Here is a 15,436-nt window from a genome sequence, read left to right on the forward strand (position 1 = left end):
CCGTCAAAGCCTTTCGAACAGCAGTCCCAGCTGGCTCGCGATCAGCACCTCCTGCCGCGTCCACGGCCGCGTGGGGCGGGCATCGACGAGCCACAGCGCGCCGGCCAGCCGGGCGCCGTCGTACAGCGGCACCTCGATGCGTGCCTCGGCCGCACCGGCCAGGCCGGAGAGTTCGTCATGGCATGGATGCAGCGCCGCATCGGGCAGCGCCAGCGGCGCGCCGTGGCGGGTCAGCAGGTCCACGTAGCGCGGCCGGGTCTCGGCGCACAGGCCGCCTGTCTCCAGCGGCCAGCGGATGACCCGCGCCAGGCCCAGGATGCGGGTGCTGGCGGCTTTCAGCTCGGCCAGCGCCTCGGTCGGCGGTATCGACGCCAGTCGCTGGCGCTGGGCGCAAAGGTGCAGCAGCAATTCCTCCGGCGTCAGTGGCGCGCCGGTGTCGTCGCCCGTGGGCGCGGCCAGCGTCGCGCGGGCCGGCAGGCTCAGGCGTTCGATCTCCGACTGCAGCGCTAGGTGCTGCCACAGGTGCTCCAGCGCACCGGCCGCGTCACCCTCGGCCTGCAGCAGCTGGGCCAGCTGCAGATGCGCCTGGCGGGCCTGGGCGCGCGCCTGGATGCGCTGCGCCAGCGCCAGGCCGTGGCGCGTGGAGCGGATGGCCGCGGCGGTGTCCCCGCGAGCCATCGCGATCTCGGTCCAGGTGCGGCTGGCCGCGGCCTCCAGCCACGGGTAGCCCTGGCGCGCAGCGATGTCCAGCGCCAGCCGACAGTCGGCCACGGCCCAGTCCATGCGCTGGCGGGCTAGCGCGGCGCGCGCCAGGTGCCAGTGCGCCTCGGCCTCGAACACGCGGTGGCCGCCGCGCCGGGCGGCGGCTAGCCCGTGGCTGAAATGCCGCTCGGCCGCGGGCAGGTCGCCGGTCTCGATGCTGCCGACGCCGATGTTCAGGGCCAGCTTGGCGGCCAGGTAGCTGTCCTCCGTGCCTGCCATCTGCTCGGCGGCGTCGCGCATCTGGCGCAGGCCGCGGGCCCAGTCCGCCTGCGCGTAGTGGATCTGGCCCAGGCCGATTCGTGCGGCCACAGCGGTCGGAAGGTGGCTGCTGACCTCGGCCAGGTCCAGTGCGCGGGACCATTGCTCGCTGGCCAGCTGGTACTCGCCCTGCTGGTAGGCGATGCGGCCCAGCGCCTCGCACACCCGCGCCGCCTGCGTCGGGAAATGGCCCGCCGCGGCCAGTGCCGCCGCCTGCTCCAGCGTCGGCAGCAACTCCAACGCCCGGCCGCGGGGCTCCAGGAGCGCGAAGCGGGCGCACAGCGCCTCCACGCCGGCGGCAGTGTCGTCGCGCTCGAAGGCCATCGCCGTCAGCCGTTCCAGCAACCCGTCGGCCAGCCTGGCGTGGCGTTGAGCGACGCGGCCGATGCGGGCCAGCGCCTCGATCCGTGCCCGTTCGGCGGTCGGCGACGGCGTGGTCGCGGGGGCATTCGTTTGGTTTCTCACTGGTATTCTTCAGCGCCCGAGGGCTCGGCTCCAGGCTGGCGACCGACGTGCGACAAATCGCAGTGGCGCAGACCAGTTTAAAACCAATTGACGGGCTGACTTGTTGGTATTAGAGTGGTATCGACTCTTTTGTGTCGATCCATGCCGCTTGCTCTCGATCCTTCTCTTGTGACTGCCGGCGGTGCCGGCCGACCGGCGCGCTGGTTCGTCGGCATCGATGGCGGCGGCACCAGCACGCGTGCCCTCGTGTCCGATGCGTCCGGCCAGGTGCTGGGCCGTGGTGAATCCGGCCCGTCCGCGCTCAACCAGGGCGTGGACCAGGCCTGGCGCCACATCATCGAGGCCATCGAGCGCGCTGGCGTGCCGAGCCTGACGCTGCGGGATTGTGCGCTGGGGATGGGCCTGTCGGGCACCGGCGTGCCGTCGCAGCTGCAGGCCTTCGTCGCCGCCGATCCGGGCGCTGCGCGTTTCGCGCTGATCACCGACGGCCTTGCCGGCCTGCTGGGCGCGCATGGCGGTGAGCCGGGCGCGCTGCTGATCTCCGGCACCGGCTCGGTCGCCGAGGCGCTGCTGCCCGACGGCACGCGCCGCCTGACCGGCGGCTGGGGCTGGCAGATCGGTGACGAGGGCAGCGGCGCCTGGCTGGGCCAACAGGCGATGAAGCTCGCGCACGCCGCGTTCGACGGCCGCGCGCCGCACGGCGCACTGGCCGACAGCGTCTACGCCGCGACCGGTCCGACCCGTGAAGACCTGCTGGCCTTCTGCGCACGCGCCGGCCAGTCCGGCTACGCGGGGCTGGCCCGCCTCGTCTTCGAGAACGAACACCGCGACCCGGCCGCCGCCGCGTTGCTGGACGAAGCCGCCCGGGCGCTGGATGCGCTGGCGGCGTCCGCCCATCCGAGTCTGCCGCTGGCGCTGGCCGGCAGCGTCGCACTGCGGCTTGCACCGCGCCTCGGCTCGGCCGTGCAGGCGCGGCGGGTCGAACCCCAGGGCGACGCCGCCGCCGGCGCGCTGTGGCTCATCCAATCCCACCGCGAGACCGCATGACCACTGCCGTCTTCCACTTCAAGCCGGACCCGAACGCCGCGTCGCCGTTGTACATGCAGCTGGCGCAGAGCATCGCGCAGGCCATCCGTGAAGGCGTCTTCCACGCCGACGAGGCGCTACCGTCGGAGCGCGTGCTGGCCGATCAGCTGGCGCTGTCGCGCGTGACGGCTCGCAAGGCCATCGACCGGCTCGTCGAGCAGGGCCTGATCATCCGCAAGCGCGGCTCGGGCAACTACATCGCGCCCAAGCTGGAGCAGCCGCTGACACGGCTGACCAGCTTCTCGGAAGAGCTGCACCAGCGCGGCTTCGTGCCCGGTTCTCGCTGGTTGCTGCGCGGCTTCACGCCGGCGGCGCCGGACGAGCAGCTGTCGCTGGAGCTCAAGAGCGGCGAGCGCGTCGCGCGGCTTGAGCGGCTGCGGCTGGCCGACTCGGTCGTCATGGCCTACGAGGTCAGCGTGCTGCCACAAAGCGTGCTCCCCGATCCGCAGAAGGTCGAGGCGTCGCTGTATGCCCACCTGGGTGAGCGTGCGCCGGTGCGCGCGCTGCAGCACATCCGCGCGCTGAACGCCGACGCCAAGCTCGCCGGCCTGCTGGAAGTGCCGCTGGGCGCCGCGGTGCTGTTCATCACCCGCGTGGGTTACCTGGCTTCCGGGCAGGCGGTGGAGCTCACCCACTCTTACTGCCGCAGCGACTACTACGACTTCGTCGCCGAGATGCGACGCGACTGATGACACTTCGACTCGAAGGCCACATCGTCACGCCCGAGGGCGTGATCGCCGGCCACCTGGACATCGCCGCCGGTCGCATCGCGTCCGTCAGCGGCAGCCCTATCGACGCCTCACGTGCCGGCGAGGGCGGCTGCGCCGTGCTGCTGCCCGGCTTCATTGACACCCACGTGCATGGGGGCGGTGGCCGCGACACGATGGAAGGCGGCGACGCCATCGCGACCATCGCGCGGCGCCATGCGCGCCACGGCACGACGGCGTTGCTGGCGACGACGATGACTGCGCCGCTGGGCGACATCGAGGCTGCGCTGCGGGCGCTGGGCCCGGTCTGCCGTGAGCGGGCCGCGCAGTCCGCCCGCGTGCTGGGCGTGCACCTCGAAGGCCCCTACATCAACCCTGGCCGCCTCGGCGCCCAGCCGGCACATGCCACCGCGGCAACGCTGGCCGAGGTGCTGCGGCTGAACGACCTCGCGCCCATCAAGGTGCTGACGCTGGCGCCCGAGGTGCCGGGCCACCTGGCGCTGATCGGCCCGCTGCGAGATGCGGGCATCCGCGTGCAGATCGGCCACAGCAATGGCAGCTACGACGATGGCGTCGCCGCGCTGCGGGCCGGCGCCGCTGGCTTCACGCACCTGTTCAATGCGATGAGCGCGTTGCACCACCGCGAGCCGGGCATGGTGGGCGCCGCCCTGGCGCATGCCGAGCATGCCGAGTTCATTCCCGACCTGCTGCATGTGCACCCCGGCGCGATCCGCGCGGCGCTGCGCTGCATCCCGGGTCTGTTCTGCGTGACGGACTCGACGGCCGCGGCGGGCATGCCCGATGGCGACTACCGCCTGGGCGAGCACACGGTGCAGAAATGCCTGGGCGGCGTGCGGCTGGCCGACGGCACGCTGGCCGGCAGTGCACTGACGATGGACCAGGCGCTGCGCAATCTCGTGCAGCGCCTGGGCCTGCCGCTGACGGATGCGGTTCGCCGCGTGTCGACCGCTGCGGCTGAGTATCTGGGCCTGGCCGACCGCGGGCGCCTGACGGCGGGCGCGGTGGCCGACGTGGTGGTGATGGATGAGGCGCTCGCCGTGCAGCGCGTGTTTGTGGAAGGTGAAGAGATCGATGTCGTCGTTGATGCTTGAAGAGGCGCTGAGCGCGCCGGACGTGGTCGCCCGCCAGCTGGCGGCCGACGCGCAGAGTTACGCCCGCCTGGGCCAGTCGTTGCAGCAGCAACCGCCCACCAGCGTGCTGACGATCGCCCGTGGCAGCAGCGACCATGCGGCGCACTACCTGGCCTACCTCGTCATGGCGCGGCTGGGCCGGCTCGTCACGTCGCTGCCGATGTCGCTCGTGACGCTGTACCAGAGCCGTCTCCACTGCGAAGGCCTGCTGTCGCTGGCGTTCTCGCAGTCGGGCCAGAGCCCCGACCTGATCGCACCGACGACCTTCTTCCGCGAAGGTGGCGCGCGCACGGTCGCCTTCGTCAATGCCAGCGGCTCGCCGCTGGCTGCGGCGGCCGAGCATGTGTTCGAGCTGCATGCCGGCCCCGAGAAGAGCGTGGCCGCGACGAAGAGCTACATCGCCCAGTTGGTGGCCGGTGCCCGCGTCGTCGCGGCCTGGCAGCAGGACGACGCGCTGCATACCGCGCTGCAGACCCTGCCCGCGGCGCTGGCGCAGGCCGCCCGGCTGGACTGGAGCGCCGCGCTGCCGGTGCTGCAGGGCGCGGACCGGCTCTTCGTGCTGGGCCGCGGCACGGGCCTCGCCGTGACGATGGAGGCGGCGCTGAAGCTGAAGGAAACCTGCGGCATCCAGGCCGAGGCCTTCTCGGGGGCCGAGGTCAAGCACGGCCCGATGGCGCTGGTGCGCGACGGCTATCCGCTGCTCGTCTTCGCGCCGCGCGGTCCGGCGCAGGCCGGCCTGCTGGCCATTGCCGAGGAGATGCACGGCCGCGGTGGCCGCGTGCTGCTGGCCGCGCCGATCGGCACGCCGTGCGCACCGGGCATCCAGTTGCTGCCGCTGGTTACGACGGGCAGCGAGGACCTCGACCCCATCGCGCTCGTGCAGAGCTTCTACCCGATGGTCGAAGCGCTGGCGCGTGCCCGCGGCTTCAACCCCGACGTGCCGCCCAACCTGGCCAAGGTCACCAAGACCCATTGAAAGGATCGCCATGAACGTGTCGACTCCGTGGGCCAAACATCCCGCCGCTGCCAGGTGGCCGATGATTGCATCGAGCGAGGTGCAGCCGCATGTTTGACCCCGGCCGTCTCGTCATGGTGGACATCCCCGGTACGTCGCTGGATGCCGCGACCGCGGACTTCCTGAGCGCGCAGAAGATCCGCGCCGTCTGCCTGTTCCGCAAGAACATCGGTACCGAGGACGAGGTGAGGGCGCTCATGCGCGACCTCGTCGCCGTGCTGGGCCCCGAGGCGCTGATCGGCATCGACCAGGAAGGCGGCGCCGTCGTGCGCGTGACCTTCCTGCCTCAGCCGCCGTCGGCCATGGCGCTGGGCGCCAGCGGTGACGCCGACCGCGCCGAGGCGGTCGGCGCGGCGGTGGCGCGCGGGCTGAAGTCGCTCGGCATCAACTGGAACTTCGCGCCCGTGCTGGACGTGAACAACAACCCGGCCAACCCCGTCATCGGCGAACGCAGCTTCTCCAGCGACCCGGTGGAGGTCAGCCGCCTGGCCGCGGCCTGGATGCGCGGTTCGCTGCGCGAAGGCGTCGCCTGCTGCGTGAAGCACTTCCCCGGCCATGGCGACACGCATGTCGACTCCCACCATGCGCTGCCGACGGTGGACAAGAGCCGCGCCGAGCTGAAGGCGCTGGAGCTGGTTCCGTTTAAGGCGCTGCTGTCGCAGGCGCCGGCCATGATGACAGCTCACATCGTCTACCCGCAGATCGACCCCGACCGGCCGGCCACGCTGTCGCCCGAGTTGCTGGGCGGCATCCTGCGGCGCGACTGGGGTTACGACGGCGTCGTCATCACCGATGCGCTGATGATGAAGGCGGTGGCCGAGCGCTTCGGCTATGCACGCAGCGCCGTCATGGCCATCGAGGCCGGCGCCGACATGGTGCTGGCCCAGGGCTCGCCAGCCGAGCAGCAAGTGGCCATCGACGCGCTGCGCGAGGCCTTTGCCACCGGCCGACTGACTGCGCAGCAGGGCGAGACGGCCAATCGCCGGCTCGACGGCCTGGCCGCCGCCTACCCGGCCCGTGCCGTGGACGACAGCGCCGCCCGCGCGGCCGACCATGCGCTGATGGCCGAGGCCTGGGTCGCCGGCCTGACCGCGCTGCGCGGCGCGCAGCCCCCGGCGCTGGATGCGCCGCTGCGCGTTATCGTGCAGGGCGACGTGCCGACCGACAAGGTGTCCGAGGCCGGCCCCACGGGCCGTCAGGCCGTCGCGCTGTTCGACGGCTTCACCGACGTGCAGGTGCAGATGGTGGACGACATCGCCCGGCTCGACTGGGCCGGCGTGCCGCGCGACGGCCGCAGCAACATCGTCGTCTCCACGCGCCGCGCGCGCTATGGCGGCGCGGCCGGCGGCTGGCGGCCCGACCTGCACCTCGCACTGTGGAACCCCTACCAGGCGCTGGACGTGGCCGGCCCGACGGTGCTGACCTGGGGCTTCGCCCCTGGCGCGCTGGCAGCGCTGAAGGCCTGGCTGGAAGGCCGGGCGCCCGCGTCCGGCCGGCCGCCGCAGGGGCTGCAGTGAACGCAGCCGGCCAGGCCGGCCGGGCGCCGGGATCGCCAATGCGGTGGATCCCGACGCTGTACTTCGTGCAGGGCCTGCAGTTCTTCGTCGTGAACCGCATCGCCGCGTTCATGCTCAAGAACCTGGGCCTGGACAACGCGCTCATCACGCAGTGGCTGGGACTGATCGGCGCGGCCTGGGTCGTCAAGCCGCTGTGGAGCCCCTTCCTGGAGATGGTGCGCAGCAAGAAGCTCATCGTCGTGGCGACGCAGTTCATCAGTGCCGGCGCGCTGGCGCTGATGGCGGTGGTGCTGCAGCTGCCGGTGTGGTTTGCCGCGGCCATCGCCGTGCTGTTCATCCTGGCCTATGCGTCGGCCACGCACGACATCGCCTGCGACGGCCTCTACATGGCCGCGCTGGACGACCGGCAGCAGGCCCGCTTCGCCGGCTGGCAGGGCGCCTTCTTCAACGCGTCCAAGTTCCTCATCCTCGGCGGGCTGCTGGTGCTGGCGGGGCGGCTGGAGCAGCGCGTCGGCGTCGGCAACGCCTGGTCTCTGATCTTCGCGCTGCTGGCCGTGCTGCTGGCGCTGCTTGCGGCCTACAACGCCCATGCGTTGCCCAGCGCCGCGAATGCGGCGCCGGTGGCCGTGAGCATGGTCGCCACGTGGCGCACGCTGCGCGACGTGGTCGTGGACTTCGTCAGGAAGCCCGGCATCGGGCCCGCGCTGCTGTTCATCCTGCTGTTTCGGCTCGCGGAGGGCCAGACACAGACCATCGGGCCACTGTTCCTCATCGAGGCCCAAGCCCGCGGCGGACTGGGCCTGACGACCGAGCAAGTGGGCGGTGTCTATGGCACTGTCGGCACGCTGGCCTTCCTGGTGGGCAGCATCCTTGGCGGCTATTTCACGGGCTGGCTGGGGCTGCGGCGCGCGCTGCCGGCGCTCATCGTCGCGATGACGGTGCCCAGCGCGGTCTTCTACTATCTCAGCGTCGCGCTGCCGCAGGACCTGCTGCGCATCGGCGCCGCGGTGGCGCTGGAGAACTTCGCGTGGGGCTTCGGCTTCGTCGGCGTCATCCTGTTCATCATGCAGGTCGTCGCGCCGGGGCGGTTCCAGACGGCCCACTATGCGCTCGGTTCGGGCGTCATGCAGCTGGGTCTGAGCCTGCCGACGTCGTTCAGCGGCGTCCTGCAGACGCGCATCGGCTACCAGGACTTCTTCCTGTGGACGGTGCTGTGCGGCCTGCCCGCGCTGGTGCTGTGGTGGTGGCTGCCGATGACGCGTCGGCCGGCCGGGGTGGCGACCGCGTGAGTCGCTCGGCCGCGCTCGGTGCGCTGATGGCGCAGCCGGCCTGCACGGCCAGCCGGTGCCAGCCATGAAGCGGTTGTTCATCGCCGCGCTAGCTCTAACGGCGTCGCTCTCGTGGGCCCAGCCCCGGCCGGTTGTCGGCACCTACATCCTGGGTGAGCGCGGCGTCGGCGTCGTCGAGCAGCTGCGGCCCGGCCGCGTGACGCACCTGCTCTACGCCTTCCTGTTGATCTGTGGCGAGGGCCAACGTGAACAGGAGGCTTCCGCCTGCGAGGGCCGGCCGCCGTTCAGCCTCGCGCCGCACGTCGACCAGGCGACGTTTTCCGCGGCCTTCCAGCGGTTGAAGCAGCGTGACCCCGCGGTGCAGGTGCTGGCGTCGGTGGGCGGCTGGGGCGGGTCGGACCCGTTTTTTCACCTCGCCGCCACTGCCGAGGGGCGAGCGGCCTTCGTCACCGGCGCGCTCGACTGGCTGCGCGCCCATCCGGTGTTCGACGGGCTCGACATCGACTGGGAGCACCCGGGCTCCAACGGTGCCGGGCTCGGCAGCGCGGCCGACGGCGGGCACTATGTGCAGCTGCTGCAGGCGCTGCGTGCGGGCCTGGACGTGCTGGGCCGCGAGCGCGGCCGGCGCTACGTGCTGACGGCCGCCATCAACCCCAGCCGCGAACAGCTGGCGCGCATGCCTATGGGGCAGGCCGCGCGGTCGCTGGACCTCGTCTTCCTGATGAGCTACGACTTCTTCGGACCCTGGACGCCGCGGGCCGGCCACCATGCAGCGCTGCGCAGCGCGCGGCCCGGTGACGATGCGAGCCTGGAGGCGGCAGTAGCCAACCTCACGCGCCACGGCGTGCCAGCGGCCCAGCTGGTGGCCGGCGTGGCGATGTACGGGCGCGGGTTCGACGGCGTAAAGCCGGACGGCCGCTATGCCAGGCCTTGGCCCGACGAGGACGGCGCCGTGCCATTCAAGAACATCAGGTCGTTGCCGGGCATGAGGCCGCGCTTTGACGCGGCGACGCAGTCCTGGGCGATGGTGGGAGGTGGCCGCTATGTCGGCTACGACGACCCGCGGGCGGTACGCGCCAAGGTGACCTTCGCCAGGCGGCACGGGCTGGCCGGCGTGTTCGCCTGGGAGCTCAGCCAGGACAACGGCGAGCTGCTCGACGCGATGCAACCGCGATGACGCCGCGTCGCTTCGCCTCCGTCGACGCGCTGCGCGGCGCCGCGGTGGCGGCCATGCTGCTCGTGAACCACCCCGGCGACTGGGGCCATGTCTACGCGCCGTTGCTGCACGCGGCCTGGCACGGCTGCACGCCGACGGATCTGGTCTTTCCGACCTTCCTGTTCATCGTCGGCGTGTCGTCGGCGCTGGCCCTCGGGCCGCGGCGCGATGCCGGTGCGGCGCCGGGCCCCTTGCGCTCGGCCGTCATGGCCCGGGGCCTGCGCATCGTGCTGCTGGGGTTGCTTCTGCACGCGCTGGCCTGGTGGCTGCTGCAGCGGCCGGAGTTCCGCGTGATGGGCGTGCTGCAGCGCATCGGTATCTGCTTCGTCGCCGTGGGGCTGGCCGCGGTGCAGCTGCGCCCGCGCGGCCAGTGGGCGCTGCTCGTCGGGCTTCTGGCCGGCTACGGCGCGCTGCTGCAATGGGGCGGCGGCGGGCTGGACAAGCCGGGCAACCTGGCGCAGCGCCTGGACACCGCGGTGCTGGGGCGCTTCGCCTATGAATGGGACCCGGCCACGGGCGTGGCCTTCGACCCTGAGGGCCTGCTGTCCACGCTCGGCGCGCTGGCGACGACGTTGTTGGGCCTCGTCTGCGGTGCGTTGCTGCGGCGCGGCGAGGCGCGGGGCCTGCTGCTGACCGGCATGGCAGCGGCACTGGTGGGCTGGTGGTGGTCGGGCTGGCTGCCGTTCAACAAGGCACTGTGGACGCCATCGTTCGCGCTGTGGACGGGCGGTCTGGCGGCTGTCGCCCTGGCCGTGGCGCATGGCTGGATTGACCACCTCGGACACCGGCCATGGGGCCGCGCTTTCGGTGTCAACGCGATGGCGGCGTTTGCCGGCGCGTGGACGAGTTCGGTGCTCCTGGCCGCCTCGGGCGTGTCGGGACCCCTCTACCGCACGGTGTTCGGTCCGGTGGGCGTTTGGTGGGGCCCCGAGGCGCAGTCGCTGGCCTATGCGCTGGCCTTCGTCGCCGTGTGGGCCGGCATCGTCCGGGTGATGGACCGGCGGGGCTGGCACTGGAAGGTGTGAGCATGCAGCCTCTGACCGAGCTGACCGGCATCACGCGCGAACGTTTTGAGCGGGACGTGCTGCCCGCGTACGAGCCTGTCGTGCTGCGCGGCGTCGTGAGTGACTGGCCGCTCGTCGCGCACGGCCGCGCCGGCCTGGAGCCCTGTCTGCGCTACCTGATGGACTTCGATGTCGGCCAGCCGGTCGACGCGCTGCTCGCCAGGCCGAGCCCGGCGCGGGCTTTCGGTTACGCGCCGGGCCTGGCGGGCTTTGGCTTCGCGCGCGAGCGGCGGCCCTATGCCGCGCTGTTCGAGCAGCTGTGGCGGTACAGCCACTTCCCCGAACCGCCCGCGCTTGCGGCGCAGAGCGCACTCGTGACGCAGGTGCTGCCGGGGCTGGAGACGGTCAACCCGCTGCCGCTGCTGGACGCAGCCATCGCGCCGCGCCTGTGGGTGGGCAATCGCGCGACGGTGCCCGCGCACTTCGACGATTCCCACAACATCGCCTGCGTCGCCGCTGGCGAGCGCCGTTTCACGCTGTTGCCGCCTCAGTGCGCGCCGCTGCTCTACCTCGGCCCGCCGGACCATGCGCCGACGCCCGCGCCGATGTCCGTCGTGCCCGACCTGCACCGCGCCGATCTCGCGCAGTACCCGTTGCTGCGTGAGGGCCTGGCCCAGGCGCGCGTGGCCGAGCTGGCGCCCGGCGACGCGATCTACATCCCGCCGCTGTGGTTCCATCAGGTCGAGGCGCTGGCACCGCATCTCAACGTGCTGATGAACTACTGGTGGCGGCCCGAGGCTGCGCCGGGGCGGGCCGATGACCTCCACCTGGCCGCGCTGAAGCTGGCGATGCTGGCGCTGCGCCACCTGCCTGACGGCGAGCGCGAGGGGTGGCGGGCGCTGTTCGCGCATTATGTGTTCGGCGCGCGCGGCCAGGCGCTGGCTCACATGCCCGACGTCCAGCGTCATCTCTTCGGTGAGACGGACGCCGCGCAGGAGGCGGCGCTGCGTGAGCAACTGGCCGCGCTGCTGAAACGCTGAGCGGCCGGGGGGGCGCCGCTGGTGGCGCAGTGGGCAGGGGCCGCGATGGCAAAAAAGGGGAACGCGTCGTGCACGTTCCCCTTCGTTCTTCAATAGCGGCGGCTCACGTAGAGCCTGCCGCCGGTGTGGCGCAGGTCAGTACTTGATCCGCGCCGTCAGGTAGAACTGGCGACCGTTCTTGTAGATGGCGCGCGGCTCGGACTTGAAGTCGCCGTAGTACTTGAGCGTCGGGTCGTTCAGGTTCTGCGCGTCCAGGCTCAGCGCGAAATGCTCGTTGAGCTTGTAGCCCACCGACGCCGACAGCACGCCGACGCCGCGCTGGAAGTAGTCCGTGCCACGGTCGCGGCCGAGGAAGTTGTCCGAGTTGTAGCCGTAGTTGATGCGCGCCGAGAACTGGTCGTTCTCGTAGAAGCCGTTCAGGTTGGCCGTGTGCTTGACCGCACCGCGCAGCACATGGCCCGAGGCGTCGTGTGCGTCGGCATAGGTGTAGTTGGCCCCGATGCCGAAGTTGCTCCACACCGGCGTCTCAAACGCGAACTCCATGCCGGTGACGCTGCCCTTCTTGTTGATCTGCGTCGTCAGGTCGAACGGCGCCGTCACGCGCTGATTGGTCGGCGAGCCCTGCTGGCCGCCGGCGGGCGTGACGTCGGTGGACGCGGTCACGCGCTGGATGCCGTCCGTGATGTAGCTGTTCAGGTTCATATGGAACGCGCCCATGGACACGAACGCCCGCGGCGCGAAGTACCACTCGATGTTGGCGTCGAAGTTGGTGGAGCGGATCGGGTCGAGGTCCGGGTTGCCGCTGGTGCCGCTGCCCACCGACTTGCCCGTCGGGTCCGAATAGCCGCCCAGCAACTGGGCCGCCGACAGCGCCGTGTAGTCGGGCCGCGTCAGCGTGCGTGACAGCGACAGCCGGGCCACGACCTTGGACGTCACGTCGATGCGCAGGCTGGCGCTGGGCAACGCGTCGGTGTAGCTGCGGTCATGGACGGTCTGGTAGTAGCCCGTCGGGTCGGTCCACTTGGGACCGACAGCCGCGAAGGCGGACGGCACGTAGCCTGGCAGCGTCTTGTCGCTGGTCGGCACCCAGACCAGCGTGCTGGACTTCGTGCGCACCAGGCGCAGGCCCACGTTGCCACTCCAGCCGTCGCCGTCGAAGTTGCCCTGCAGGTAGCCGGCGGTGGTGGTTTCCTTCACCGAGTACTCGTGCGTGACCATGCGGCGCGAGATGTCGCGGTTGGCGTACTTGGCGTTGTAGTCGGCCAGCGCCTGCGGCGTCGGGTAGGAGATACCGGTGGGGAAGCCGCTGCCCAGCCCGCTGCCGAAATTGCCGGGGTAGGTCTCGGTGTACGCGGATGCCGGCAGCGGATTGGCGAAGGGGTCGGTGCCCCAGTTCGGGCCTTGGCCCACGATGGGACCGTCCGTGTAGCGGTCGTGCTTGGAACTGCGCAGCCCGAACTTCAGGCTGCGCAGCAGGCCGGCGTCGAGCGTGTACTCGGCATCGACCTGGGCCCAGTTGTCCTTGTCCTGAACGACGACGTTCTGGTCGCCGAAGATCCAGTCGGTGCCCGACGGCTTCAGCGCCGCGGCGTTCGCGTTGCCGATGTTGAACGCCGGCGCCTCGCCGCTGCCCTTGAGCTGGAAGCCGCCGCTGGACGCGGTGAGGTCGCCTTCATAGACGTCCTGGCTCAGTGTCTTGCCCTTGCCGCGCGACGTACCGGCGTTGCCGGACAGCTTCAGTACGTCGTTGACCTTCCACGAACCCTCCAGGTTCAGGAAGTTGGTTTCGGCCGACGACTTGCGCGAGATCATGTCGTACACGCCGAAGATGGTCGGTGTCGCGAAGCTGTAGTTGGCAGACGTGAGGATCTTCGTGGCCGGGTCGATGGTGAAGCTCGAGATCGCCGGACTGCGGCTCAGTGCCCACTGGTTGGACAGCATGTAGTTGCGGTTGTAGTTGTCCGCATCCATCTTGGACGAGAAACCCGTCAGCATCAGGTCCACGTCGTTCGTCGGCTTGAACTGGGCGCTGACAAAGCCGCCCTTGCGCTCGCGCTCCTGCGTGAACAGCGCCGAGCCCATCAGATTGGGAAACAGCGTGCCCTCGGGGATGCCCGCCGCCACGGCGGTGGGGTGCGTCGCGGCGGTGATGGGCGTCAGCGACATGGCACCATCGTGCGCGAAGGTCTCGACGCCGTCGCGCCGCAGGTGGCGCTTCTCATCAAACGCCTGCACCAGCAGGCCAAAGGTCTTGGCCTCGTTCTTCCACGCGAACAGCGCGCTGACCTGCGGATCGGTCTTCTTCGGCAGGTCGGCGTAGACGGCGCCGAGGCTGGCCTCGAACGTCAGCGATTGCGCAAAGTCCAGCGGCTTGCGCGTGATGATGTTGACCGAGCCGGCCGTTCCGCCCTCGATGTCGGAGGCCGACGCGTTCTTGTGGACCTCCACGCGGCTGACCAGCTCCGACGGCAGCAGCGAGAAGCTCACGCTGCGCCCCACACCTGCACCGGTCTGATCCAGCACGAACCAATCGCCGTTGGCGACTGCATGGCCATCGAGCAGCGTCTGCGTCAGGCTGGGATTGGTGCCGCGCAGGCCCACGCGGTCGCGTTCGTCGAAGCCGCCCGAGCCGCCCGACGGGCTGTTCAGGATCGTGACGCCCGGCACGCGGGCCAGCGAGTCGGCGACGTTCTTGTCGGGCATCTTGCCGATGTCCTCGGCGGAAATGACGTCGATGTGCGTGTCGGCATTGCGCTTGACCGCCAGCGATTTCTCCTGCGACGCGCGGATGCCCGTGACGACGACCGCATCCAGTTGCTGCGGCTGCGCGGTCTGTTGAGCCGTGGCCACGCCGCCTGCGGCACCCAGAAGAGCCGCGAACACGGCCCGTGAAATGGGGGTCTGCTTGACCTTCATGAACTGTTCCTCGTGATGACCAATGAATCGGGCCGGTGGCGAAGGCAGTCCCGGGCTGCATACCACCTTAAGACCGGTTATGCGGGGTGGCGCAAGCGCTTGACGCATCCGGTGTGATACCACTGTAGCGAGTGGTAAAGCCACTTTGGTACCAATCTGACTCCGGGATTTCCCGTGGAGGAGCTGGTGAGGCGGACGCTCTCCTCTGTGCGTGCGGGGTACGACCTTAAGATTGGTCTTTTATTGGTATTGGTTTGAGGCGGGCAACTGTTGTTGGCGGGCGACGTGCGGCGGGCGCGGTGGTCTCGATTGGTCTTGGCAGGGTGCCGCGTGCTGCTGCTCGGGTGGCTCGACCGTCGCGGTCGACGCTGGCTTGGCAGGGTGTCGGCATGGCGTCCCTCGATGACACCGCTGTGTCCGGCGACTAGGCAAAGGTCTCTGTTGCGCCGCCAGCACCCTGTGCTATAGTTGCGGGCTTGCCTCAGGAGGGGTGGCCGAGTGGTTAAAGGCAGCAGACTGTAAATCTGCCCGCATTGCGTACGCTGGTTCGAATCCAGCCTCCTCCACCAAAAGCTCGCTGTGCGAGTCGAGGTCAAGAGTCAAGGCTCCCAGGGCGGGAGTAGTTCAATGGTAGAACCTTAGCCTTCCAAGCTAATGACACGGGTTCGATTCCCGTTTCCCGCTCCACACGCGAGCGGCTTGGTCGGCAAAGCGTCGACACCGGTTTGCCGACCAGCGATCCTGGCGTCAAACCCGTGCCGATGCCCATGTGGCTCAGTGGTAGAGCACTCCCTTGGTAAGGGAGAGGTCACGCGTTCGATCCGCGTCATGGGCACCACACCTTCTTTTTTCTACTCGTCTCAACGGGTTCGCCTCAGGAGCGCAAGATGGCAAAAGGCAAGTTTGAACGGACCAAGCCGCACGTGAACGTGGGCACGATCGGTCACGTGGACCACGGCAAGACCACGCTGACGGCCGCGATCGCGACGGTGCTGTCGAAGAAGTTCGGC

12 protein-coding genes and 3 tRNA genes are annotated in these 15,436 nt (G+C 70.2%); 13 read left to right on the forward strand and 2 right to left on the reverse strand.

Going from position 1 to position 15,436, the window contains the following annotated elements; all coding sequences use genetic code 11:
• Window positions 1-3 precede the first annotated feature (3 nt).
• Window positions 4-1,485, reverse strand: a complete 1,482-nt coding sequence (locus LXT13_RS28900; protein WP_233375655.1) for a GAF domain-containing protein — start codon at window positions 1,483-1,485, stop codon at window positions 4-6.
• 141 nt (window positions 1,486-1,626) lie between these two features.
• Between LXT13_RS28900 and LXT13_RS27820 the strand changes: the two genes are divergently transcribed.
• From LXT13_RS27820 to LXT13_RS27860, 9 genes are all read left to right on the forward strand, one after another.
• A complete protein-coding gene (locus LXT13_RS27820; protein ID WP_233375656.1) occupies window positions 1,627-2,532 on the forward strand; it encodes a glucosamine kinase nucleotide-binding domain-containing protein in 906 nt (301 codons plus the stop codon).
• The gene (locus tag LXT13_RS27825; protein WP_233375657.1) at window positions 2,529-3,260 is read left to right on the forward strand and encodes a GntR family transcriptional regulator; all 732 of its coding nucleotides are present in this window, start codon (window positions 2,529-2,531) and stop codon (window positions 3,258-3,260) included. The genes LXT13_RS27820 and LXT13_RS27825 overlap by 4 nt, the downstream gene beginning before the upstream one ends.
• Window positions 3,260-4,390: an N-acetylglucosamine-6-phosphate deacetylase gene (nagA, locus tag LXT13_RS27830; protein ID WP_233375659.1), complete on the forward strand. Its 1,131-nt coding sequence runs from the start codon at window positions 3,260-3,262 to the stop codon at window positions 4,388-4,390. Before LXT13_RS27825 ends, nagA begins: the two co-directional genes overlap by 1 nt.
• A complete protein-coding gene (locus tag LXT13_RS27835; RefSeq protein ID WP_233375660.1) occupies window positions 4,371-5,405 on the forward strand; it encodes an SIS domain-containing protein in 1,035 nt (344 codons plus the stop codon). The genes nagA and LXT13_RS27835 overlap by 20 nt, the downstream gene beginning before the upstream one ends.
• An 89-nt stretch (window positions 5,406-5,494) precedes the next feature.
• Entirely contained in the window at window positions 5,495-6,961 is a 1,467-nt protein-coding gene (gene nagZ, locus LXT13_RS27840) for a beta-N-acetylhexosaminidase (RefSeq protein ID WP_233375662.1), read from the forward strand.
• 38 nt (window positions 6,962-6,999) lie between these two features.
• Window positions 7,000-8,250, forward strand: a complete 1,251-nt coding sequence (locus LXT13_RS27845) for an MFS transporter (protein WP_233375664.1) — start codon at window positions 7,000-7,002, stop codon at window positions 8,248-8,250.
• Between the two features lie 64 nt (window positions 8,251-8,314).
• Window positions 8,315-9,427 carry a glycoside hydrolase family 18 protein gene (locus tag LXT13_RS27850; protein ID WP_233375665.1) on the forward strand — a complete coding sequence of 371 codons (1,113 nt, stop codon included), beginning with the start codon at window positions 8,315-8,317 and terminating at the stop codon, window positions 9,425-9,427.
• Window positions 9,424-10,491, forward strand: coding sequence for an acyltransferase family protein (locus LXT13_RS27855; protein ID WP_233375667.1), 1,068 nt, complete (start codon window positions 9,424-9,426; stop codon window positions 10,489-10,491). Before LXT13_RS27850 ends, LXT13_RS27855 begins: the two co-directional genes overlap by 4 nt.
• Window positions 10,492-10,493: 2 nt before the next feature.
• Window positions 10,494-11,510 (forward strand): cupin-like domain-containing protein, encoded by a 1,017-nt coding sequence (locus LXT13_RS27860; RefSeq protein ID WP_233375668.1) that lies wholly within the window; start codon window positions 10,494-10,496, stop codon window positions 11,508-11,510.
• 135 nt (window positions 11,511-11,645) lie between these two features.
• On the opposite strand, the gene LXT13_RS27865 is transcribed toward LXT13_RS27860, so the two are convergent.
• Window positions 11,646-14,426 (reverse strand): TonB-dependent receptor, encoded by a 2,781-nt coding sequence (locus LXT13_RS27865; protein WP_233375670.1) that lies wholly within the window; start codon window positions 14,424-14,426, stop codon window positions 11,646-11,648.
• Window positions 14,427-14,910: 484 nt separating this feature from the next.
• On the opposite strand from LXT13_RS27865, the gene LXT13_RS27870 reads away from it, so the two are divergent.
• From LXT13_RS27870 to LXT13_RS27885, 4 genes are all read left to right on the forward strand, one after another.
• Window positions 14,911-14,995 (forward strand) — tRNA-Tyr (locus tag LXT13_RS27870).
• A gap of 44 nt (window positions 14,996-15,039) precedes the next feature.
• Window positions 15,040-15,113: transfer RNA gene (locus LXT13_RS27875), tRNA-Gly, on the forward strand.
• Between the two features lie 76 nt (window positions 15,114-15,189).
• Window positions 15,190-15,264 (forward strand) — tRNA-Thr (locus tag LXT13_RS27880).
• Between the two features lie 49 nt (window positions 15,265-15,313).
• Window positions 15,314-15,436: GTP-binding protein (locus LXT13_RS27885; protein WP_017454492.1), on the forward strand; the 123-nt coding region annotated here is incomplete at its 3' end.

The organism is Pelomonas cellulosilytica, assembly GCF_021353265.1.
Taxonomy (GTDB): Bacteria; Pseudomonadota; Gammaproteobacteria; order Burkholderiales; family Burkholderiaceae_C; genus Pelomonas; species Pelomonas cellulosilytica.

Bases quoted from the DNA above. Each gene is read 5' to 3' on its own strand.
- nagZ (WP_233375662.1), top strand. From the start codon at position 5,495: ATGTTTGACCCCGGCCGTCTCGTCATGGTGGACATCCCCGGTACGTCG.
- LXT13_RS27865 (WP_233375670.1), bottom strand. From the start codon at position 14,426: ATGAAGGTCAAGCAGACCCCCATTTCACGGGCCGTGTTCGCGGCTCTT.
- LXT13_RS27860 (WP_233375668.1), top strand. From the start codon at position 10,494: ATGCAGCCTCTGACCGAGCTGACCGGCATCACGCGCGAACGTTTTGAG.
- LXT13_RS27825 (WP_233375657.1), top strand. From the start codon at position 2,529: ATGACCACTGCCGTCTTCCACTTCAAGCCGGACCCGAACGCCGCGTCG.
- LXT13_RS27820 (WP_233375656.1), top strand. From the start codon at position 1,627: ATGCCGCTTGCTCTCGATCCTTCTCTTGTGACTGCCGGCGGTGCCGGC.
- LXT13_RS27835 (WP_233375660.1), top strand. From the start codon at position 4,371: ATGTCGTCGTTGATGCTTGAAGAGGCGCTGAGCGCGCCGGACGTGGTC.
- LXT13_RS27845 (WP_233375664.1), top strand. From the start codon at position 7,000: ATGCGGTGGATCCCGACGCTGTACTTCGTGCAGGGCCTGCAGTTCTTC.
- LXT13_RS27855 (WP_233375667.1), top strand. From the start codon at position 9,424: ATGACGCCGCGTCGCTTCGCCTCCGTCGACGCGCTGCGCGGCGCCGCG.
- nagA (WP_233375659.1), top strand. From the start codon at position 3,260: ATGACACTTCGACTCGAAGGCCACATCGTCACGCCCGAGGGCGTGATC.
- LXT13_RS27850 (WP_233375665.1), top strand. From the start codon at position 8,315: ATGAAGCGGTTGTTCATCGCCGCGCTAGCTCTAACGGCGTCGCTCTCG.